General features: G+C 52.2%; 18 protein-coding genes. All 18 read right to left on the bottom strand.

The genetic code is table 11. The features are described 5' to 3' along the window. Positions 1–134: 134 nt before the first annotated feature. Positions 135–1,058 carry an alpha/beta hydrolase gene (locus IT084_RS12795; RefSeq protein ID WP_195713291.1) on the bottom strand — a complete coding sequence of 308 codons (924 nt, stop codon included), beginning with the start codon at positions 1,056–1,058 and terminating at the stop codon, positions 135–137. Between the two features lie 108 nt (positions 1,059–1,166). Beyond that, complete coding sequence (locus tag IT084_RS12790) at positions 1,167–2,528, bottom strand: FAD-dependent oxidoreductase (protein WP_195713290.1); 1,362 nt, start codon at positions 2,526–2,528, stop codon at positions 1,167–1,169. An 867-nt stretch (positions 2,529–3,395) separates the two neighbouring features. Continuing rightward, a complete protein-coding gene (locus tag IT084_RS12785; RefSeq protein ID WP_195713289.1) occupies positions 3,396–4,859 on the bottom strand; it encodes a sigma-54-dependent Fis family transcriptional regulator in 1,464 nt (487 codons plus the stop codon). 532 nt (positions 4,860–5,391) lie between these two features. After that, positions 5,392–6,423, bottom strand: a complete 1,032-nt coding sequence (gene gap / locus IT084_RS12780) for a type I glyceraldehyde-3-phosphate dehydrogenase (RefSeq protein ID WP_195713288.1) — start codon at positions 6,421–6,423, stop codon at positions 5,392–5,394. Between the two features lie 59 nt (positions 6,424–6,482). Next, a complete protein-coding gene (gene deoC / locus IT084_RS12775) occupies positions 6,483–7,151 on the bottom strand; it encodes a deoxyribose-phosphate aldolase (protein WP_195713339.1) in 669 nt (222 codons plus the stop codon). Between the two features lie 37 nt (positions 7,152–7,188). After that, a complete protein-coding gene (locus tag IT084_RS12770; protein ID WP_195713287.1) occupies positions 7,189–8,184 on the bottom strand; it encodes a substrate-binding domain-containing protein in 996 nt (331 codons plus the stop codon). Positions 8,185–8,298: 114 nt separating this feature from the next. Continuing rightward, positions 8,299–9,282 (bottom strand): ABC transporter permease, encoded by a 984-nt coding sequence (locus tag IT084_RS12765; RefSeq protein ID WP_195713286.1) that lies wholly within the window; start codon positions 9,280–9,282, stop codon positions 8,299–8,301. A gap of 3 nt (positions 9,283–9,285) precedes the next feature. After that, positions 9,286–10,782, bottom strand: coding sequence for a sugar ABC transporter ATP-binding protein (locus IT084_RS12760; RefSeq protein ID WP_195713285.1), 1,497 nt, complete (start codon positions 10,780–10,782; stop codon positions 9,286–9,288). Beyond that, positions 10,769–12,340: a ribulokinase gene (locus tag IT084_RS12755; protein ID WP_195713284.1), complete on the bottom strand. Its 1,572-nt coding sequence runs from the start codon at positions 12,338–12,340 to the stop codon at positions 10,769–10,771. The genes IT084_RS12760 and IT084_RS12755 overlap by 14 nt, the downstream gene beginning before the upstream one ends. A gap of 14 nt (positions 12,341–12,354) precedes the next feature. After that, positions 12,355–13,392, bottom strand: coding sequence for a galactitol-1-phosphate 5-dehydrogenase (locus tag IT084_RS12750; protein ID WP_243276959.1), 1,038 nt, complete (start codon positions 13,390–13,392; stop codon positions 12,355–12,357). 34 nt (positions 13,393–13,426) lie between these two features. Continuing rightward, positions 13,427–14,341 carry a sugar-binding transcriptional regulator gene (locus IT084_RS12745; RefSeq protein WP_313885476.1) on the bottom strand — a complete coding sequence of 305 codons (915 nt, stop codon included), beginning with the start codon at positions 14,339–14,341 and terminating at the stop codon, positions 13,427–13,429. A gap of 411 nt (positions 14,342–14,752) precedes the next feature. Beyond that, positions 14,753–15,229 (bottom strand): DsrE/DsrF/DrsH-like family protein, encoded by a 477-nt coding sequence (locus IT084_RS12740; RefSeq protein WP_207744578.1) that lies wholly within the window; start codon positions 15,227–15,229, stop codon positions 14,753–14,755. A 72-nt stretch (positions 15,230–15,301) separates the two neighbouring features. After that, a complete protein-coding gene (locus tag IT084_RS12735) occupies positions 15,302–16,258 on the bottom strand; it encodes a (Fe-S)-binding protein (RefSeq protein ID WP_195713281.1) in 957 nt (318 codons plus the stop codon). Between the two features lie 13 nt (positions 16,259–16,271). Next, a complete protein-coding gene (locus IT084_RS12730) occupies positions 16,272–16,574 on the bottom strand; it encodes a 4Fe-4S dicluster domain-containing protein (RefSeq protein ID WP_195713280.1) in 303 nt (100 codons plus the stop codon). Then, the gene (locus IT084_RS12725) at positions 16,574–16,816 is read right to left on the bottom strand and encodes a MarR family transcriptional regulator (protein ID WP_195713279.1); all 243 of its coding nucleotides are present in this window, start codon (positions 16,814–16,816) and stop codon (positions 16,574–16,576) included. The genes IT084_RS12730 and IT084_RS12725 overlap by 1 nt, the downstream gene beginning before the upstream one ends. A gap of 1 nt (position 16,817) precedes the next feature. Then, entirely contained in the window at positions 16,818–18,551 is a 1,734-nt protein-coding gene (locus IT084_RS12720; protein ID WP_195713278.1) for a CoB--CoM heterodisulfide reductase iron-sulfur subunit A family protein, read from the bottom strand. After that, a complete protein-coding gene (locus tag IT084_RS12715; protein WP_195713277.1) occupies positions 18,548–21,256 on the bottom strand; it encodes an FAD-dependent oxidoreductase in 2,709 nt (902 codons plus the stop codon). Before IT084_RS12715 ends, IT084_RS12720 begins: the two co-directional genes overlap by 4 nt. Before the next feature lie 4 nt (positions 21,257–21,260). After that, positions 21,261–21,695: hydrogenase iron-sulfur subunit (locus tag IT084_RS12710; protein ID WP_243276958.1), on the bottom strand; the 435-nt coding region annotated here is incomplete at its 5' end.

Raw genomic sequence — 21,695 nt, 5'->3', positions numbered from 1 at the left:
ATTCCTTACATTTAAGTAGTTGTCGGGTAACTGTATAAAGTTAATGTAAACCCCACCGGTCCAAAAAGGGAAGGTGGGGTTTATTTGACGCTTTCGGATATATACCCTTCTAATACTATGGGAATTAAGCTGGTTTATTTATACGGTCTTATTAACCATTCATTTAGAAATGACGCTTGCTCACTTGCCACTATTTCGAGCCTATTCATATCTTTATAAAGGGTCATATGAGTTGTCTTTGGAATGACAAAAAGTTTTTTCCGCCGAGATTTGATTTGACGGAAGGCTTCAATTTCAAGATCCCAAAGAGTGATATTATCACCTTCAGCCACTACCATCATTGTAGGAGTATTTACAATCCTATGCACATAGGGAAATACAGTATAAGTCAATAGAAGTTCTAAAGATTCTACGGTGTTCCAATGCTCATGCAAAGGGGCTACCTTTCTTTTGTGTTCCATGAAAACCTCACCTATCTCCGGATAAGGCCACACACTGAGCTCCTCTTCCGGCTTGGGTGAGGAAAAAGGCATATAACCTCTTTTGCTCTCATCTTCAAACCTCTTTCTTCTATCTTCTAAAAGAAACTCCTGGAGATCTTCAAACCTCCTTTCTCCGTGTGAACGTCTCATGTTTTCAAAGCCATCAACAACAGGAATGGTTGATAATATACACTTGACTCTTGGATCTAAAGCCCCTACTATCAGAACGTGGCCGCCGCTGTATGATATTCCCCACACGGCAATACGATCTGAATCCACCTCAGGTAGTTTTTCTGCAAAACTTATAGCATTTCTATAATCTTCAATCTGCCACCAGGGGTTTAGATGTTGCCTCAAGCTGCCGTCGCTAACACCGAAGTTGCGGTAATCAAATAATAACGCTGCAAAACCATTACGCACAAAATACTCGGCATAATTAGGCATGACTATTTCCTTTACGTAACACCAACCGCCAGCCATGATTACTGTTGGGAATGGTCCCTTCCCCTCGTCAGGTGTGATAAGCCAACCGCGGCATTTATCCCCATTGCTAATGAATTCGATATCCCTTCTCATTTCATCATCCTCCTCATTAACCGCTAATCTCTTGGTAAGGGAGAGGGGCAGCTCGATGCTACCCCTTCATCTTCCTTTATCACATCGCAAACTCGTACACCCAAGTTCTTACATTGGTTTATTCTTATGAGCATCGTCAGCTGCTATCGCGCCACAGGTCATTCCCATTACTGTCATTGTTCCCCAGATGTATCCGCCTTTTCCAAAGTAACCTCCCGTTACCTCCCCTGCGGCATAAAGCCTCGGAATTACATAGCCGTCCCAATCCAAAACTCTGTTTAAAGTATCTATTCTTATGCCGCCTTTAAAGGAGGTTGTGGAAGGCTTGCATTCCATGCCATAGAAGGGCGCCTTGTCAACGGGAATAGGACTTCCGAAGTTTCCATCAAGGGTGGTTCTCCCACATTCAGTGTCTTTTCCGGCCGCGGCCATTTTATTATAGTTGTCCACTGTCGCCTTGAGAGCTTTGGGATCCAGCTTAAGTTCTTTTGCCAGATCTTCAATGGTATCACCTTTGAACTCTTTATGTCTGAGCCAGGTGGGAAAATCTTTTTTTGCTCTTGATCTTATAGCATCATCATAAATGATATAGTAAATGCCGTCTTGTTGTTTCGCGCCTGCATCTCCCAAATATCCGTACCAGGTATCTTCGCGAATAAATCTCTTAGCACTCTTGTTTACTACTATACCTCCAAGGTACTGAATTGAGGTATCGGCCAGAGTATGAATACATGTCGGCAGAGAACATTTTAGAGCATGTTTGATGTCCCTGGTTGCGGCACCTATCTTCAAGGCCATTTCCAGTCCAAGTCCGGTATGAGTGGGAGGCATGAGTCTGATTAGGTCTTGCAGGTGGTCAGGTCCGAACTCTTTACACAATTTCTTGTTATACCCGAAGCCGCCTGTACAAAGGACAACGCCTTTTCTTGCTTTGACAGCTACCTCTTGCCCGGCGTTTTCGGCTATTATTCCGAGAACTCCCAGCGTCTTATCATAAACCAGTTCTTTTCCAGGAGTTTCCCATGCGATTTCGACTCCTAATTCCAAAGCTTTTTCTTCAAGTCTTCTTAAAACCTTGGGTCCATCAAATAAGTGACATCTTCCCACACTGTGGCCCCATCCGCCGATAACATCTTTAGGAACCAGACCCAGGTCATTTTCAACCATGTCCAAGGTCTTGTGTAATCGTTCGGTCATTGCTTTGCAAAGATCGTAATCTCCTCCACAATTGTTCACGAGGTCGGCAGTATACAGTTCGGGAGAATCTTCGATACCTTTTGCTTTCTGATATTTTGTTCCCGGGAAGTCCATAACTCCTGCGATTACTGACATACTGCTGCGAAATTCACCTGGTTTTGCCATTTCTAATATCAGGACTTTATCGCCATTTTTAACTGCCTGAATCGCACCGGCTAATCCAGCGGTTCCAGCGCCGACAAACACGATATCATATACTTTATCCCAATTCATTTTTTCGGCCTCCTTCTAATTCTTTTTCGTGTATCCATCGTTACTCATGGGGCTGTACACTGCATAGCTATTATTAAATTAAACCTGTTCATCACCCCTTCCATTATCAGAAAGTCCTACTTACTGCTTCTAAGTCCTTAAAGGGAGGACTTTACACCTGCATTTGGATAATGGGCTGAAGTATATCCGGCACTACTCGTAAATCAGTAAAAAATTCTGGAATAGTGAGTAAGCTTGCTGAACGAGTTGTAGTAAGGGTCGTAAACCTTTCCCTGTCTTGCTGAAAGTATCTAGAAGGACCTGGACTAATCCCTTACCCTTCTGTTATTTTTCTCGCAATATTTATGCCAATCAAAAACATTGAAATATTTAGAATTTTAAGCATCTAAAATAATTTTCTTGAGTCTCTCTTGAATCATATTTTCATATCTCCAAGACAATAACTAGATTATAACTGAGTCAATCCTGCATAGGTGAAATATTAGTGAATCAATCTCTTATCGTTCAGCGAAATTAAAAGAGTCATATATTGTACATCAATTCCGACAGTGCCTTGCATTGCAGAAAGATTCCATACTTAATGAACTTGCCTGATCTGTAACTCCGATCATTTGTTCACTGCCGGCGATGACATCAACCATTCGATATCTTCCCCTTACCACAGTAATGTCAGAATCAAATATTGATAACATATTTGCAATAACCGCGCTAATCAAACAATGCCTGCCAGGTATGGGATTTCAATCCATTAGGTTTAAATCTTGATATATTATTGTATTGTTTTATTTTAATAAAAAAAGGAAAAGTGCCTATTTTGCACTTTTCCTGCCAATACATTATTGTATCGCTGCCTAATACAAATTCGCATCACTCTGCAGTTACGCCAAGCTCCTTTGCTTTCCGCAACACAGTGGGTTGACTAACACCCAATGCACGTGCGGCTTTATGGGTGCTACCATAGGTTTTTAAAGCACTTTGGATCATTTGTCTTTCAACCATGCGAACGGCTTCTTTTAAAGTTAAATTGCTTTTATCAAAGTAAACCGAGGGTAATTTTTTATTATCTATAATTTTAATTATATGATCGGCCCTGATTTCCGGATCAGTAACGATAACGACAAGTCGCTCGACAACGTGTTCTAATTCTCTGACATTTCCCGGCCAGTCATATTGTTGCATTATCTCTATTGCAGAAGAATCTACATACTTGTCTTTCTTATATTTTTCATTGTATTTATGTAAAAAATGATTAACCAATAATGGTATATCTTCCAGTCTCGAACGTAGGGGAGGTACGTGAATTGGAACTACGTTTAATCTATAATAGAGGTCTTGCCTGAACAACCCATTTTTTACCTGTTCCTCTAATTTTTGATTAGTTGCCGCAATTAACCGTATATCAAGCTTTATTGGTTTTGTCCCACCGAGACGAATGATTTCTTTCTCCTGTAAAACGCGTAGAAGTTTTGACTGCAACTTAATTGGCATTTCACCTATTTCATCTAAAAGAATCGTTCCCGAGTTTGCTATTTCAAACAACCCTAACTTCTCTTTATTTTGTGCGCCGGTAAATGCTCCTTTTTCATAACCAAATAATTCAGACTCTAATAAAGTATCTGGAATTGCTGCGCAATTTACTTTAATGTAAGGAGAGTCTTTCCTTGTACTGTTTCTTTGTATTTCATTAGCAACGATTTCTTTACCAACACCTGTTTCTCCTGTAATAAGAACAGTAACATCTGTCTGGGCAACCTGATTAATAACTTCCTTAATTTGACTAATGCTTGAACTTTTGCCTATTAATCTACTTTGGTCTAAATCTCTTTTGCGCAAATAATCTAGTTCGCTAATATATTTTTTAGTTAGTTTCTCAGAGTATTCAAGTTTCTCGTGTAGTTTTATCAAATAAGTGACATCTCTTAATACCGTGAGTACTTGTACTACTTCACCAATTTCATTAAAAATTGGGTTGGCTGTGGCTACTATTTTTTGGTTATTAATATTAGTTATAATGGAAATCTTTTCTCTTTTTTTTAATGCCATTAGACTAGCTGGTTTTGTAAAAATTCCTTTTTTTACCAATAACTTTACACTTTGACCTATTATTTCCTCTTCGGTAATTCCGGTCATTTTTATAAAAGCTTTATTAACAGAGATTACAGTACCATTATTGTCTATAATGTATATCCCATCGTAAAGAACGTCCCCGACTAAAAAAACTTCCAACCATTTTTCTTTATATAATCTCAATTCCTCGCCAAATATTTTAGATTGGATCATTAGATCATTTTTTTTAACTGTAGTATCAACCTTTATTGTATGTTTAGTCATATTGTTGCCTCCCTCGCCATTGTTTAAAATTATTTAACGTGCTATCCGAGATATTGTATAACCACTCACATAACTTGATAACATAAAACTCATCGAAATCAGCGCAACCAATATAACGCCAACTTATCATCTTAAACAGAATTATGACGCCAACCATTTCATGCACATGCCAACCATTACCTTAAAGTTTTTCCTTTATGGTCAGTAATCCATATGCCATCGTACGATGAATTGATTACTAACACCTTCATCCTCCCATTTTATTTATTATATATTTTAAAAATTTGTTTCTTAATTAAAAATTCCTTTATTTTAAAAAATTTTATTAATTTTGCATCTGGTAATCTTTCGGGCAATGTATCACCCGACGTTGATGTCTGCTAACCCAGGGGATCTTCGCCCTTAATAATCGCCCATGCCGGATGCATAATAAAGGTTATAAACGTTGAGTTTGTCAACAGCATCAAAAAAACCCGGATCACCCGGGTTTCCTCTTTAAAATAAGCGCATCTCAGTAATTAGAAAATGCTTTTTAGCTTTCCCTGCTGGCCATATAGGCGATCAGGTCCAGAACCCTGCTGGAATAACCCCATTCGTTGTCGTACCAGGCCACCACCTTGGCCATGGTCCCCTCGATCACCATGGTGGAGAGCCCGTCCACGATGGAGGAATGTGGGTTGCCGCTGAAGTCCCGGGATACCAGCGGCTCCATGGTGAAATCCAGGATACCTTGCAGGTCGCCCGCGGCCGCTTCCCGGAGCGCGCCGTTGATTTCCTCCGCGGTGGCCGGCTTCGCCAGGTCGCACACAAAATCCACCATCGATACGTTGGAGGTGGGTACCCGCACGGCCATGCCGTTCAATCTCCCTTTTAGTTCGGGCAAAACCAGTGCCACGGCCCTGGCCGCACCGGTACTGGTGGGAATGATGTTCATGGCCGCGGCCCTGGCCCGGCGCAGGTCCCCGTGGGGCAGATCCAAAATGCGCTGGTCATTGGTGTAGGAGTGCACGGTGGTCATCAGCCCCCGGGTAATGCCAAACCGCTCGTGCAACACTCCGGCCACCGGCGCCAGGCAGTTGGTGGTGCATGAGGCGTTGGAAATGATGTAATGCTTTGCGGGATCATACCAATGATGGTTTACCCCCATCACAACGGTGATGTCCTCGTCTTTGGCGGGGGCGGTGATAACCACCCGGCGGGCCCCCGCTGCCAGGTGACTGCGGGCTTTTGCCGCGCTGCGAAAGCGCCCGGTTGATTCCACCACCACGTCCACCCCCAACCGTCCCCAGGGTAAATGTGCGGGATCGGCTTCGGCGCATACCTTTATTTCCCGGTCGTTGATCACGATGCCCTCATTTGTTACGCTTACCTCTGCCGGCACACAGCCGTGCACCGAGTCGTACTTGAATAAATGGGCCAGCGTAGCCGGATCGGTTAAATCGTTAATGGCCACAAATTCCAGCGCTGCATCCCGGTCCGACAAGAATCCCTTGTTCAGGGCGGCCCGCAATACGTTTCTCCCGATGCGACCAAAACCGTTAATAGCCACCTTGAGTTTGCTCATCAGGATACCTCCTTACAATCCAAGACCATCACCATAAGGCGATGGTCCTGGATTGTTTTTTACTCCATTTCTTTAATAATGTCCACACCCGCGCTGGCGCCGATCCGGTTGGCGCCCGCCTGGATCATCGCCAGGGCCTGCCGGGCGTTTTTAATTCCACCGGAGGCCTTGACGCCCATCCCAGGTCCAACGGTTTCGCGCATCAGCGCAATGTCTTCCACCGTTGCGCCACCGTCGCCAAAACCGGTGCTGGTTTTGACAAAATGCGCTCCGGCTTGCCCGGCCAGCTGGCAAGCCAGTATCTTTTCCTCCCGGGTCAAATAACAAGTTTCAATAATCACCTTGGTAATCGCCGCGGGGTCATGCGCCCGGGCCGCTTCCACCACTGCCCGGATGTCTTCCAGAACAACACCCGCGCGCCGCTCCTTCAGGGCGCCGATATTGATCACCATATCGACTTCCCGGGCGCCGTTTTTAACGGCTTCCCCGGCCTCAAAGGCTTTAACGGCGGTGGAAGTGCTGCCGAGGGGGAAACCGATTACTGTGCATACCAGCACACCCGAACCTTTTAACTGCCCGGCGGCCAGCGATACAAAAAACGGGTTCACGCAAACGGAAGCGAAACCATACTCCCGGGCTTCAGCGCATAGCTTGATGATATCTTCCCGGGTGGCCACCGGCTTCAGCAAGGTGTGGTCGATCATCCCGGCCAGCTCGTTTCTTGTGATTTTCACGGTTTTTACTCCTTTTGTACTCTTAAATTTATTATTTGGCCGCCGCAAAAACCAGGTTATCGTCAATATACCGGGCGGCGTTGTCCTTGTTGATCAAACCCGTTCCGGCATCAATAAATTCTGGATATTCCTTGCCTTCCAGCACACCCAGAGCGGTATCAACGGCCATTTTACCCAGTAGTTGCGGATCGTTCAATACCGTGACGTCGTAATTGCCGGCTTCAATAGCCTTGATCGCTTCCATCAAGCCGTCAATGCCGACAATCTTCACTTTACCGGCCAAACCATTCTGCTGCAATACCTGCAACGCGCCCAGGGCCATGTCGTCATTATGGGCGTACACCAAGTCCACATCGGGATGGGCCTGCAACAAATCCTGGAACGCCTTGACGGCCTTGGATCTCACGTAGTCGCAATAAGGTCCCTGTATTACTTCAATGCCGGGTTCCTGGTCCACCACCGCGTGAAACCCGTCGCGGCGATCCATCATCACTTTGCCGCCGGCATCGCCCTGGAGTTCAATAATCTTACCCTTGGCCTTGCCTTTGCCGCCCAGCAGCTTCACGGCTTCCTCCCCGGCAAGTTCACCCATTTTCTTGTTGTCCCTCCCGACAAAAGTGGCCACTTTGGTTTCGGTGGGACGGTCCACGGTAATTACGGGAATATTGGCCTGTTTGGCCGCCTGCAATGCTGGATTTACCCCGGTAGGGTTGGCGGGGTTCAGGATTAAAACGTCGATTCCCTTGGTAATTAAATCCTGAACATCATTGTTTTGCTTTTCAATATCATTTTGGGCATCCACATAGATCAACTCGGCGCCCCTGGCTTCCGCTTCCGCCCTGGCCGCATCCATCAGCGAAACATAAAAAGGCGAATCCAGAGTAACCTGGGAAAAACCGATTACAACTTTATCCCCTTTATCACCGGAGCCGGAATCCGGCGTCGTCTTTTCGCCGCCGCAACCGGCAACAACAAAAACCAGGGCCAACAACAGGGCCAATCCGATAAACAAGCGGGATTTTTGCATATTAACCTACCTCCTTGAGCTTGACATAAACTTTACAAAATCATGACGAACAAACCTGCGCAAACAGTTCCCTGTGCATTTGTCACCCCCCCGGCTTGATTGTTGGATAAATCATCAGGCGTTTTTGCCCACCACGAACCGGTTCAGGATCAGGGCCAGAACAATAATCACGCCCATGAAAATTTGCTGGTAATAAGAAGCCAGGCCCAACAGGTTAAAAATATTGGTAATAATGCTCATCAACAGCACACCGATAAAGGTGCCCCCGACACCGCCCGTGCCGCCGAACAGGCTGGTACCGCCCAAAACCACCGCGGCAATGGCGTCCAGTTCCGCCCCCTTGGCAGCGGTGGGCTGGCCCACGGTCAACCAGGATGCCAGCACCACGCCCGCCAGGGCTGCCAGAAAGCCGGAAATCACATAGACGGAAATTAAATGACGATGCACCCGCACGCCCGACAGGTGCGCTGCTTCGGGATTGCCGCCCACGGCATAGAGATTACGCCCGTAGGGAGTGTATTTTAAAACCAGCGCGGCCAGGACCGTCAGCGCAATCCAGAGCAGGCCGCTCACCGGAAACCGGCCAATAAATCCCGCCCCCAGGAAACTGAAGGGCTCGGGCAGGCCGAATACAGGCTTGCCGTCGGTCACCAGCAGCGCCAGGCCGCGGGCGGAAACCATCATGGCCAGAGTGGCGATAAAAGCCGGCATATTGAACTTGGTGCTCACGTAACCGTTGATAAAACCAAGTACGGCTCCCACACCCAATGCCGCTATAATGGCCGTGGGAATACCCCACCCGCTGCTGATCAGCACCGCAACCACCATCCCGGCCAGGGCCACCACCGACCCGACCGAAAGGTCAATCCCCGCGACTATGATGACAAAAGTCATCCCAACGGCGATAATGCCGGTAACCGAGGACTGCTGCAGCAGGTTGAGAAAGTTTTGCACGGTTAAAAATTTGGGCGATAGCGTTGCGGCTATACTGATAAACACAATTAGCAAAATCAAAAGGTTATACTTCGCTAAAAATTGACCCGGGTTGAACTTGCGTTCCCGTGTTTTTTCCACAGTTAAATCCACTGTCCCGTCCATGACCTACCTCCCTGCTACCGCACAGCGCAGTATGTTTTCTTTCCGGTAATCCCCCTGCTGAAACTGGCCGGCAATAGCGCCGTTGAACATTACCACAATGCGATTGCACAACTGCTCCAGCTCGGCCAATTCCGAGGAGGCGACAATCACTCCGTAACCCTTACCGGCCAGTTCTTTTATAATCCGGTAAATTTCCTCCTTGGCCCCGATATCGATACCCTGGGTGGGCTCGTCAAATAGTAAAATTTTTGAATTTTTAATTAACCACTTGGCTATTACAACTTTTTGCTGGTTCCCGCCGCTTAAATTCCGGACCCTGGTTCCCAGCGAAGGGGTGACGATATTCAATTTGCTTACCTGTTCCTTTACTTCCCCGAGCATGGAACGGTAATTTAACACACCCAGCCGGGAAAATTTGTTAAATGAGGGAATAACGGCGTTTTCCCAGATGGGCAGGTTAATCACCAGGCCCTGGGTTTTCCGGTTTTCGGGCACCATGGCGATGCTGTTTTTCAAGGCGTCCTGCGGTGACTTGAAAACGACCCTGTTGCCGCCGGCAAACATTTCCCCGGCTTGAGGTTGATCCACTCCGTAAATCACCCGCAACAGTTCTGTCCGCCCGGAACCCACCAGCCCGTACAGGCCCAGTATTTCACCTCTGGATAACGACAGGCTGACTGATTTCAGCTTGTCCGTGCAAATATCCTTGAGCCTGATCAACTCCGGGCCAGTGGACGTCGCCTGCCTTTCTTGCCGGTCTTTGGACAGAGCGTGTCCGATGATCAATTCCACCAGTTGATCCTGGCTAATCTCCCGTAAATTCTTGGTGGCGATAAACCGCCCGTCGCGCAGCACCGTAACCCGGTCACCCACGCGAAAAAGTTCTTCCAGGCGATGGGAAATATAAATGACGGTAATCCCTTTGCCTTTTAGTTCCCGGATCACCCTGACCAGGGTCTCGAACTCCTCCCCCGAAAGGGTGGCGGAGGGCTCGTCCATAACCACCAGCCTGGCATTGGACGCCAGGGCCTTGGCCAGCTCGACAATCTGCCTGTGCCCCATGCTCAGCTCGGCCACGGGCCTTTTAACGTCAATTTTGATGCCCAGGCTGTCGATCAGGGACTGCGCCCTGTTATATAGTGCGGCCCAGTCAACCAGGTACCGGTATTTTCTGGGGTATTTGCCCAGGTAGATGTTTTCCGCCGCAGATAGATTACCGGACAGGGAAAGTTCCTGGTAAATAACGGCTATACCCAGCCGGCTACTGCTGATGGGGTCGGTGATGTTCACCCGTTGCCCGTCAAAAAATATCTCGCCCTCATCCTTGGGATATACCCCGGCTAAAATTTTCATCAAGGTGGACTTGCCGGCTCCGTTGGCGCCGATCAGGCAGTGCACCTCCCCGGGAGCGACGGCAAAGTCAACTTTTTGCAAGGCCTGAACACCGGGAAAAGATTTGGAAATACCACGCATTTCCAGAATGTATTTATTTTCGCCCAACACCTTCACCCCCGTTTCTCCGGAACGTGTGCAACAGGTGCATTTGCGGCGCCAGAAGCTCGTAAGTTTTCTTGTATTGCTCGAAATAAAACGAGTATACCCGGGTATGGTCCGGCGCGGGGTACACGGTTTCCCCGTATTCCACCATGGATTGCGCCGCGGCGGTCAAACCGGGGTATAACCCCAACCCGGCGGCCGCACACACGGCACAACCAAGGACGCCCGCTTCCCCGAAGCCCGCCTTGCGGATGGGCACTCCCGTTACATCGGCGATGATTTGCAACCATAGCTGGTTATTCAACACTCCGCCGCAGGCGATGATTTCATTGATTTCCAGATTGGCGGCGGCAAAAGATTCCAGAATATTCCGCGTGCCGTAAGCCACTGATTCCAGGATGGCCCGGTACAGGTGCGCCCTGGTGTGGCTTAGCGTCAATCCCCACATACAGCCCGTGGCCAGCGGGTCCCGGTAGGGAGTGCGGTTGCCCTGCCAGGTATCGAGCACCACCAGCCCCTCGGACCCCGGAGGCACCCGGGCCGCCTCGCCCGCCAGCACCCGGTATGGTTCATCCCCGGGATGACTGTATTTCAAGTCCGGAGCGAGATGATCTTTAAACCACCTGGTCAACGAACCGCAGGAAACCTGGCCGCCCTCCAGCAACCACAGACCATCCACCAGCGCGTTGGGATACGGCCCCCAAAGCCCGGGGCGAAAAATGGGACCGGAAGACAGGGTCAGGTGCACAAAACTGGTACCCATGATAACACCCATTTGGCCGGGTTCCACCGCGCCCAGGCCCAGCAAGCCGATGTGCGCGTCAATACCCCCCTGAAACACGGTGATGCCCGCGGGAAGGCCAAGTTCCCAGGCGGCTTCCCGCCTGATTTCTCCCACCGGGCGGCCCACGGGAACAACCTGCACCGGCAATTTATCCCGGTAATCCGCCAAACCGATTTCCCGCATGAAATCATCCGACCAGCCGCCGTCTATGTCGGCGTAGTTCCATTTGCAGGTGGCGGTGCAGCGGGAGGATACCCAGCGCCCGGTCAGGCGGTAGTTGATCCAGTCCTGCTTTTCAACAATCAGCCGGGCCGCGTGGTAAATATCCTTGAGATTGTTTTTGATCCACAAAGTTTTGGGAATCATCCACTCCACCGAGTCCGCCCCGCCGGAATACTTGAGGCGCGGGTGACCGGTGTTATTGATGATCCCGGCTTCCGCAACAGCCCGGTTGTCCATCCAGAGAATCGCTCGCATCAGCGGGTTACCGCCGTCATCCACGGCCAGGACCGTGGAAGAAGTTGAGCAAATGGTCATGCCTTTTATTTTCTCCGGGCTTTTTACCCCTTTCAGGCATTCCGCCAGCGCCTGTTTAAAGGCATCCCACCAGTTCCGGGGGTCTTGCTCCGCCCAGCCGGGCCGGGGATAAAACGTGGGGTACGCTGCAAAGGACATTTCCAGTAAACCGCCGTAGCGGTCGAATACGGCCACCCGCACTCCCTGGGTGCCGAAATCCGCTCCCAGCAACAGCGTTTCGGTCTCATGCATGGTCATCATCAATACCCCCATTTTCAGGGAAGAAACAGCACTTTACTATAGTAGAAATCCTTGTCCAGAAATTTTTTGAAAATGGCGGGACCGTCATCCAGTCCCAGGCGATGGCTCACCAACGGCGTTGTTTTTAGTTTTCCCCTGGACATTAGTTCCAGGCTATAAGTCCATTCCCGGCCGGGGAAGGGATCGGAGAAGGAATTCCAGGAACCCTTGACCACCAGTTCGCGCCGCAGAATGTTATTTACGGCTTCCTTGGAGAGCTCCAGCCGGTTGTGGGAAATGCCCACAAATACCACCCGGCCCAGCTTGGCTGCGGAGCAAACAGCCTGGTTTTGCGCAACGGGGGATCCGGCCGTTTCCAGCACCAATGTCGCTCCCTTGCCCTTGGTGATTTCGTTGATTTTTTCCACCGGCGGGCTGGTCAACCCGTTAATTGTTTCATCGGCACCGACCTCCCTGGCAATCGCCAGCTTCTCGTCCTTGATATCAATGGCGATAACCAGGTCCGCCCCCAGTTCCCTGGCAAATTGCACGGCAAACAACCCGATGGGACCGCAGCCGTAAACCGCAACGATTTCCCCCACGTTCAGGCCGCCCTTCCAAATGGCATGGATGGCGTTGGCAGCCGGATCCGTCATGGCGCCCGCTTCAAAGGAAACATTGTCCGGCAGGGCCAGAAGATTGGCTACGGGCACGTCCACGTACTCCGCCATGGCCCCGTCACGCCGGGAGCCGAAGTAATCGTAGCTTTCACATAAGGAGTAATGACCTGTTTTGCACCACCAACATTTTCCGCATGGCAACAGGGGGGGAACCACCACCCGGTCCCCGATTTGCCAGTCACCGGCCTCGTTGACTTCCACAATTTCACCGCTGAATTCGTGCCCGATGGTAAGTTTTGGCCGGTAAGCTCCGAAGAAATTCACCCTCGGTATATCCGAGCCGCAAACCCCCACCGCCCTGACTTTGACCAGTACATTTCCGGAAGCAAGCGCGGGTACTTCCACGTCTTCAACCCTGAGGTCACCGGGTTCATACAATTTAAGCGCTTTCATATGCAGCATCTCCCATCACTAAATTTTGATCAGACTATTCCAAAAGCTCCAGGCACCTTTGGGCCGCCGCTTCATCGATGAACAGCGTGTTGATATACCTTCCCCTGAGAGCGCCGGTGATGGCTTCCGCCTTTTCCACGCCATTGGCCACGGCAATGGCGTATTCTTTCCGGGCCAAATCCTCCAGAGTGATCCCCACCGTCCGCTGGTTCAACTCCGGGTCGGCAATGTTCCCGTCCAGGCGGAAAAAGCGGGAGCAGATGTCCCCCACGGCGCCCTTGCGCAACAACTCCTCATATTCCCCGTGCTTGAAGTAACCGGCCTGCACCAGTATGGAATCGTATGAGGCCCGCCCGATGCCAAAGACGGCAATGCGCGCCCGCCGGGCCAGTTCCAGGGTCTGCCTGACATTGGAATCGGCGGAGATCGCTTGGGCCAGTTCCGTGCTGTCGACGATGGTCGGTGCGGGCAACATGTAAGGAACGGCGTTAAATGACTTGACAAAACCTTCGACAATGCTCCCGGATTGGGTTGAAAGGTAATTTTTAGTTACCCCGCCGTTTAATTGAACAACTGTCACATTTTTAACGTGATATTGATCCAGGTGCTTGACCACGAAGGGCAAGGTGGTGCCCCAGGAAACACCAATAATATCCCCGTCCTCCACAATCTCACCCAGGAAGCTGTTCACCGCCCGCCCCAGGTCGTCCCGCACCGCGTCCGGGTGATCGACGATAACCGGGATGACCACCACTTTTTTCAACCCGAAGTATTCGCGCAAGCTTTCCGCCAATTCATGCACCGGTTGCAGGGGATACACGATTTCGATCTTAACAATGCCTTCCTTGATTGCCCTGTCAAGGAGGCGGCTCACTTTAGACCTGGAAATGCCTTCCCTCTCGGCTATTTCATCCTGTTTGCAGCCGAACTCGTAATACAAACGGGCCACACGCACCAGCTGCCTGACGTCTATAGCGATCGCCTCCTTAAGATAAGAATGAAAATATTTTCAGATCACTGAAACTTTTTTCAATAAGATATTCTACAAATTTCAGACGTTTCCTTCTTAAAAATGAAAAAAATTTTAGGAATGTAAAAATTTTTTCACTTCATGATCAGAGCGCGCGAAAAAACCCGGGATATTGAAACCCCGGGTTTCCCCGCAAAAAACAATATTTTTAAATTGCGCGCCGTTAACACGGTGCCGTTCAGAATCATAAAGCATGCATTTGCGGAATATGAACCTCAACTTGGCAAATCGCAACAACGACGCAACACCCGGCACCGGGGGTAACTAGATAGTTTCCCCTGAAAAAGTCCGCGTTGGGGCTTCGTGTTAATTAGAGTTTTTCAGGGGCAACTAGATAAACAGGTTGACGTTCGCCTCGTCGGCTTCGGCCAGGTAGGTGGCCACCCCGGCGAATTCCAGGCCGTCGATAAGCTCCTCCTCCCTGATGCCCATCACGTCCATGGACATGGTGCAGGCAATCATTTTAATTCCCTGCTCTTTCGCGGTTTGCATCAGTTCCGGCAGAGTGGTCACGTTTTGCTGCTTCATTACCATTTTCATCATTTTTGCGCCCATCCCGCCGAAGTTCATCTTGGATATGCCGAGCTTGCCGGCGCCCCGGGGCATCATTTTGCCGAACAGCCACTGCAGGAAACTTTTCTTCACGCTGACTTTTTCGGGTTTCCGCAGCGCGTTCAGGCCCCAGAAGGTGAAGAACATGGTCACTTCGTCCCCCATGGCGGCGGCGCCGTTGGCAATGATAAAGGCCGCCATTACTTTATCCAGGTCGCCACTGAAGACGATGATTGTTTTCTTGGTGGTATCCATCACCATTCCTCCCCGCACTTGTGGTAAAACACTCAATGATTTTGTTGCTTTGGGGCAATGACGGGCTTTTATTTAGCAATAAGCCTGCACCAGGTAGCTGGAGATGTCCGCAAGTTCAATTTCGCCGCCCGCCGCCTTTTGCAGGTTGACGTAGCAAATGGGGCACATGGTGACACAATTCCGGGCCACCTCTTTTAGCTGCTTCACCCTTGCTTCGGCCCGCGCCCTGGCCTTTTTGGGATACAGGGACTCGGCGGGGCCTCCGCAGCACAGGGTGAATTTTCCCGAATACGCGGGTTCCTTCACGGTGACGCCGGCATTTTTCAACAGGGTCCTCTGTTCGTTAAGCACGTTCTCATACCTGGCGTAGACACAGGAATCGTGAATCACCACTTCCCGGTCCAGCCGGTTTTTGGGCTCGATGTTTCGTTCAACCAGCACTTCCAGGTAGCTTTTGACATTTAAATCATAGCCGTCTAGCAAGGTGGGGTAGACCGACCGCAACATGTTGGTGGTGTGGGGGTCAACGGTGATCACGTTTTTGACCCCGTATTTTTGGAAAGTGCCGTACACTTTGCGGGCGTGGGCCTTGAGCACGTCATCCGCGCCCAGGTCGTAAACCAGCGCTCCGGAGTACAGTTCATCCTCATATAAATAACCAAACTGAACCCCCGCCCGCTGCAACAGCAGGGCGATATTGACCAGAAGCCGGTTGTAAGTTTCCCGCATGCTTTTGGGCGGCATGGCCATGAAGGCGGAAATGTTGATCACCTTGTTGACCTGCCTGCCCAGCTTGACGAAGTTGGCCAGGAACGAATCCTCAATGCCCGCCTGGGCTTTGCTCATAGCGGCAATATAAGGAATGAGCTGGTACATCATCCCCGTGTACAGGACGGTTTTGGCGCCCCGGGGGAGATGCAGGCCCCTGGCCCAGCTCGTCGCGCTTTTGGCGGAAATGGGCAGCACCGAATTCCTCATTCTCAGGTTATCCGCTAAAATCCCGATGGTATCGCCGGTTGGCAACGGCATGGCTCTACTCTCCTTAAAGTTTAAAAACTTTTTTATTGATGTAGGATCTCAAGAATCTCACGTTTTCCGCTATGTGCACCCGGGCCGGGCAGTTGGCCTCGCACATTTTGCACAACAGGCAGGAGTAAATGGTTTCGGTGTTTTCCAGTACTTTTTCCTCCAAACCCAGCAGCACGTACCTGAACAGCTTCCTGGGGAGAAGCTCGATGCCCATGGGGCAAACCGCGCTGCAGACGCCGCAATTCATGCAAGCCGAGGCGTTGAAGGCTTCGGATTGTTTAACCGCATCGACAAAACCGGGGTTGACCAGCGCCATTATTTCCCCTCCCCCGCCACAGCCCTGTACTTGTAGTAACCGTCTTCCTCTTCCGTTTCGGCCACGTGACCGTATTTGCGCATCCCCATCACCCAGTACATCACTTCATGGGAAGGACAGCCCAGGGCCTGCGCAATTTCCGGAACCGTTTTGGGACCGTCCCGCAGGACGGCGAGAATTTTATCCCGCATCAGCATTTCTTCCCTGATTATTTCCCTGATATCCCTTACTTCTTCCTTCATCTCAGCCGATCTCCTTTAACATGGCATCGATCATCGACTCCATTTGCGCGTCCGTATAACCTTTAAGATTAATGGCGTTCCGGGGGCACACCGGGGCGCAACCACCGCAACCCTTGCACACCGCCTCATTGACTCTGGCCACCTCTTTGCCCTGGTAATGATCCCGCTCGATGGCCGAGTAGGGGCAGGCCCCGGCGCAAACATCACACAGCTCGCACAACCCGGGGTCCACCGAAGCGATCAGCGGCTCCAGCTCGACATAACCCTTCTTGAGAATACTGGCGCTCTGGGTGACCGCCGCCAGGGCGGAAGCCACGCTCTCCGCCGAGTTTTTGGGGCCCTGGCAGGCGCCGCAGATAAACACTCCGTCCACCACGGTTTCCACCGGTCGCAGCTTGGGGTGGATCTCGTTGAAGAACCCGTCCCTGCCGACGGGAAGCTTCAATACATCCACCAGCGCCTCGTTCCGCGCCGGCACCATGCCGGTCACCAGCACCACCACGTCGGCCGGTATTTCGATTTGCTCGCCGAAGGTCAACAAATCCTTGACGGTAACCTTCAGTTTTCCATCCGCGCCCTTTTCCACCGCCGGGGGCTCGCTTTCGCTGTACCTGACAAACACGGCGCCTTGATCCCTGGCCCGGCCGTACAGCGTCTCGAACTTGCCGTAGGTCCGCATATCCCGGAACAGGTGAAACTGGTGGATGCCGGGGCTGGCTTCCGAGGACTGGATGGACGCGTGCACCGCAGCGTTGCAGCAGTAGCGGGAACAATAGCGGTTGGGTTTTTCCCCGGCCTGCTGCCGGCTGCCGACACAGTAAATATACACGATATCCTTGACCGGTTTGCCATTGCGCACCAGCCCGCCGCCACAGCGGTCCAAAAGCTCCTTGTATTCCGCGAGGGTGAGTACTCCGTCGATGCCGTAGCCGTACTCCCCCTCCCGGGGCCGGTAAGTGTCAAAGCCCGTGGCCACAATGATGCAGCCGGCGTTCTCTTCGATCTCTTCCCGCTGCTTGCCGCCGAGCCTGATCTTGACCCTGAAGTTGCCGATGCTGCCGCTCTTTTCAACAAGCTCGGCATTGGTAAACAGGGTGATGTTTTCCCTTCTTTTAACCTCGTCAACCAGCCGGGCGATAATCTCCCGGCCCGTTTTTTCATGGGGGTACATCTTGCCGAGGCCCGCCACCTTCCCCCCGGCGGACGCGGATTTTTCCACCAGGAGCACGGACAAGCCCAGATCCGCCAGGCCGGTGGCCGCCCGCAGCCCAGCTATCCCCGCGCCCACCACCAGCACTTTGGGCACGGTGTCAATTGTAATTGGCTCCAGGGGTTCGGTGAAATTGGTCCGGGCGATGCCGCCCCTGACCAGCCTGATGGCTTTTTCCGTCGCCCCCGCCCTGTCGCCGGTATGGGCCCAGGAACACTGTTCCCTGATATTGACCTGCGTGTACTGGTAAGGATTCAGGCCCGCCCGCCTGGCCACTTCCCGGAAGGTGAACAGGTGCAGTTTGGGCGAGCAGGACGCCACCACCAGCCCTGTCAGATTCTGTTCCCGGATGTCCCGGACCATCTCCTGCTGGGTGGCGTCGGAACAGGTGAACATCGCCGTTTTGGCCACAACCACGCCCGGCTCGTCCTGGACGGCCCGCAGCACCCCTTCCACATCGACGTAATCCGAGATGTTCCCACCGCAGTGACAAATATACACACCAATCCTTTTTTGATCACTCATTTGCTCATCCTTATCCTTTCCACATATGCTGCCGCCTGGGCCGCGGCCGCCCCGGCGTGCAGAATCGAATCGGGAATGTCCTTGGCGCCGGACGCCGTTCCCGCCACGAAAACCCCGTCAATGCTGGTTTGACCCGGGTTGACGTCCTCGTTGACCTCTTTGACATAGAGGAACTCATCGGCTTCCAGCTTGTCTCCGTCGAACAGGTTGAACACCCCGGTGTTCGGCAGCAGGCCAACAGACAGGACAACCAGGTCGTGCTCCGCCCGGCTCAACTTGCCGCCGTTGTCGATATCTTCGTAATGCAGCACCAGGTTTCCGTCTTCCTTTTCCTCGATCCTGGCGACCCTGCCCTTGATAAAGTTGGCCCCCATGGCGCTGGCCTGCTGGTAAAATTCCTCGTAGCCCTTGCTGAAAGCCCTGATGTCGATGTAATAAACCGTCACGTCCGCCAGGGGCAGCGCGCCCATGATCAGCTGGTTCTGCTTTACCGAGTACATGCAGCACACCCTGGAGCACAGCGGGTTATCCACCGTGCAGTCCCGGGAGCCCGTGCACAGGATAAAGGCGATGTTATCTGGCACCTTGCCGTCATGGGGCCTCAGCACCGTGTTATACGGCCTGGTGGGCGCCAGCAGCCGATCCATCTGCATGCCGGTGATGACATTTTTATATTTGCCGTACCCGTATTGGGGTTTCAGATTGGCGTCGAAAAGCTTGAATCCCGTGGAAACGATAACCGAGCTGGCTTCAACATCCACTTCCTCCGCCCGCATGGTCATGTCGATGGCGCCGGCCGGACAGGCGGCGACGCACTGGCGGCATTCCGAGCATACCCCGCAGTCCAGGCACCTGCCGGCGCTGTACCGCGCTTCTTCAACGGTCAGGGGCAGTTCAATCTCGGTGAAATCGCCGGCCCGCACCCCGGTAACTTCCCTGCCGGGCACGGGGGCAAGGGTCCGGTAACTCCGCTGCCTGCCGGTGACCTTTTGCTTGTCGACCGCGGGCATCCTGTAATCATAACCGGTTCCCTCCAGTTCTTCCCCCCTGAGGTAGCGGTCGATAAAAAAGGCCGCTCTCCTGCCCTGAGCAACTGCGTTGACGATCATGGAAGGACCGGTCACCACGTCACCGCCGGCAAACACGAAGGGCACCGAAGTTTGCAGGGTTTCGGGATTGACACTGATGGTGCCGTTTTGATTCAATTCCAGCCTGCCCGCCAGCTGTTCCGTAGCCGGGGCCAGCCCCACGGCGGTGATCACGAAATCGGCCGGTAATCTGTATTCCGAACCCTTAACCGCCACGGGTTTTCTCCTGCCGCCGGCGTCCGGCGGGCCCAGTTCCATTTTGATGCACTCAATTCCGGTCAGCTTGCCGTTCTCACCAATGAACTTTTGCGGGGCGCTGAGATACTGGAACTCGACGCCTTCCTTTTCGGCCCCTTTGATTTCCCAGTCATGGGCGGGCATTTCGGCCCGGCTTCTCCTGTACTGCACGATTACCCGCCTGGCGCCAAGCCGCACGGCAACCCTGGCCGAATCTACGGCTACGTTACCCCCGCCGGCGACGACAACGGTTTTCCCCTCCAGGGAAATCTTCTCCCCCAGGTTGACCCGCCGCAGGAAGTCCAGCGATGTCATCACGCCGTCCAGGTCTTCCCCTTCCACCCGCAGCTTCCTCGTCCCGGGGGTGCCGGTGGCCACGAAAACCGCGTCGAAGCCCTGCTCTTTCAGCCCGGCGGGGTCTTCCACCCGCACGCCCGTCTCGATTTCCACTCCCAGCGCGGTTACATTTTTGATGTCCCGGTCCACTACATCCTTGGGCAACCTGTAAGAAGGAATGGCCAGCCTCAGCATGCCCCCGGGCCGGGATTCCGCCTCGAAAATTTTAACCCGGTAGCCCCGGCGGGCCAGGTGCATGGCGGCGGTAAGGCCCGCCGGGCCGGAACCCACGACGGCCACCTTTTTATCCTTGACTTCCCCGGCGGGTTTATGTTCCGGTTCCGCATGTTCCCTGTAATAAGTGTCCGCGACAAACCGCTTCAATTTCCGGATGGGCAGGGGCCCTTCAAGGTCGCCCCTGGTGCACTCCCCCTCGCAGGGAGCGTAACAGGCCCTTCCCAGGCTGCCGATCACGGGGGTGGTTTCCAAAATCAGATTAAATGCCTCCTGGTACTTTCCGGCCCTTACCAGCGCCACGTACCCGTGGGCTTTGATGCCCGCCGGGCAGGCGAACGAGCAGGGCGACGTGCCTTCCCGTTCAATGACGGCCTTTTTGGGAACGGCCTGGGGAAAGGCGATGTAAGCCGCCCGCCTGGCCACCATGTCCGCGTTATACTGGTCGGGAACGGCGACGTTGCAGGTCATCTCGCACTGCCGGCAGCCCGTGCAAAGCGCCTGGTTGACAAAAGTGGGCTTTTTGCGCACCCTGACCTGGAATCTGCCGTCCCGGCCCCGCTTGATCCGCTCCACCTCGGAATAAATCATCACATCGATATTGGGGTGATGGGTGGTGGCCGCCATCTTGGGGGTGGAAATACAGCTGGCACAGTCCAGCGTGGGGAACACCTTGCTCAGCAGGATCATCTTGCCGCCGACGCTGGGCTCTTTCTCCACCACCAGCACCTTGTATCCCATGTCCCCGAGCTTGAGGGCCGATTCCATCCCCCCAATGCCGCTGCCTACAACGAGAACGTCATAATTCATATCTTTATCCCTTCCTGGCAGGTCCGAGTTTTTTCAAGGTCTGGTAAAAATCCTTGATCTGGTTGGTAAACGGTTCGGCGCAAACCGAACAAATAGCCGCCATCTTCAACCTTTCCGGTTCATATCCGGCCTCCTGGAGCAGCGCCTGGGCTTCTTTGACGATCCTGGACGCCCTTTCCGAACAGTCGGGAAGATAGGCGCACTCCTCGCCGTCGGCGGCGATAAACACACCATCAAAACCTTTTTCCACCGCGCGCAAGATCCACCCGGGCTTGATTCCGCTGGTACAGGGCATGCTGGTCACCATCACGCTTGGCGGGTAATGCATGTGCGCGCTGCCCGCCAGGTCGATGCCCGGGTCGGAAATGTTGTTTGTGGAAAAGGCAAGGATTTTGGGAGCAAAATCCTTGCCTTCTTTGGTTGTTGCAGCGGTTGTTGC

Origin of the sequence: Desulfallas sp. Bu1-1 (assembly GCF_015594625.1) — a bacterium.
Lineage (GTDB): Bacteria > Bacillota > Desulfotomaculia > Desulfotomaculales > Desulfallaceae > JADNRQ01.
The sequence above is the reverse complement of the archived record's forward strand: the minus strand, read 5'-3'. Positions and strand labels throughout refer to the sequence as shown.

Bases quoted from the DNA above. Each gene is read 5' to 3' on its own strand.
- IT084_RS12790 (WP_195713290.1), bottom strand. From the start codon at position 2,528: ATGAATTGGGATAAAGTATATGATATCGTGTTTGTCGGCGCTGGAACC.
- IT084_RS12720 (WP_195713278.1), bottom strand. From the start codon at position 18,551: ATGAGTGATCAAAAAAGGATTGGTGTGTATATTTGTCACTGCGGTGGG.
- IT084_RS12785 (WP_195713289.1), bottom strand. From the start codon at position 4,859: ATGACTAAACATACAATAAAGGTTGATACTACAGTTAAAAAAAATGAT.
- IT084_RS12740 (WP_207744578.1), bottom strand. From the start codon at position 15,229: ATGGATACCACCAAGAAAACAATCATCGTCTTCAGTGGCGACCTGGAT.
- IT084_RS12755 (WP_195713284.1), bottom strand. From the start codon at position 12,340: ATGATGACCATGCATGAGACCGAAACGCTGTTGCTGGGAGCGGATTTC.
- IT084_RS12770 (WP_195713287.1), bottom strand. From the start codon at position 8,184: ATGCAAAAATCCCGCTTGTTTATCGGATTGGCCCTGTTGTTGGCCCTG.
- IT084_RS12725 (WP_195713279.1), bottom strand. From the start codon at position 16,816: ATGAAGGAAGAAGTAAGGGATATCAGGGAAATAATCAGGGAAGAAATG.
- IT084_RS12795 (WP_195713291.1), bottom strand. From the start codon at position 1,058: ATGAGAAGGGATATCGAATTCATTAGCAATGGGGATAAATGCCGCGGT.
- gap (WP_195713288.1), bottom strand. From the start codon at position 6,423: ATGAGCAAACTCAAGGTGGCTATTAACGGTTTTGGTCGCATCGGGAGA.
- IT084_RS12750 (WP_243276959.1), bottom strand. From the start codon at position 13,392: ATGAAAGCGCTTAAATTGTATGAACCCGGTGACCTCAGGGTTGAAGAC.
- IT084_RS12715 (WP_195713277.1), bottom strand. From the start codon at position 21,256: ATGAATTATGACGTTCTCGTTGTAGGCAGCGGCATTGGGGGGATGGAA.
- IT084_RS12765 (WP_195713286.1), bottom strand. From the start codon at position 9,282: ATGGACGGGACAGTGGATTTAACTGTGGAAAAAACACGGGAACGCAAG.
- IT084_RS12735 (WP_195713281.1), bottom strand. From the start codon at position 16,258: ATGCCGTTGCCAACCGGCGATACCATCGGGATTTTAGCGGATAACCTG.
- IT084_RS12730 (WP_195713280.1), bottom strand. From the start codon at position 16,574: ATGGCGCTGGTCAACCCCGGTTTTGTCGATGCGGTTAAACAATCCGAA.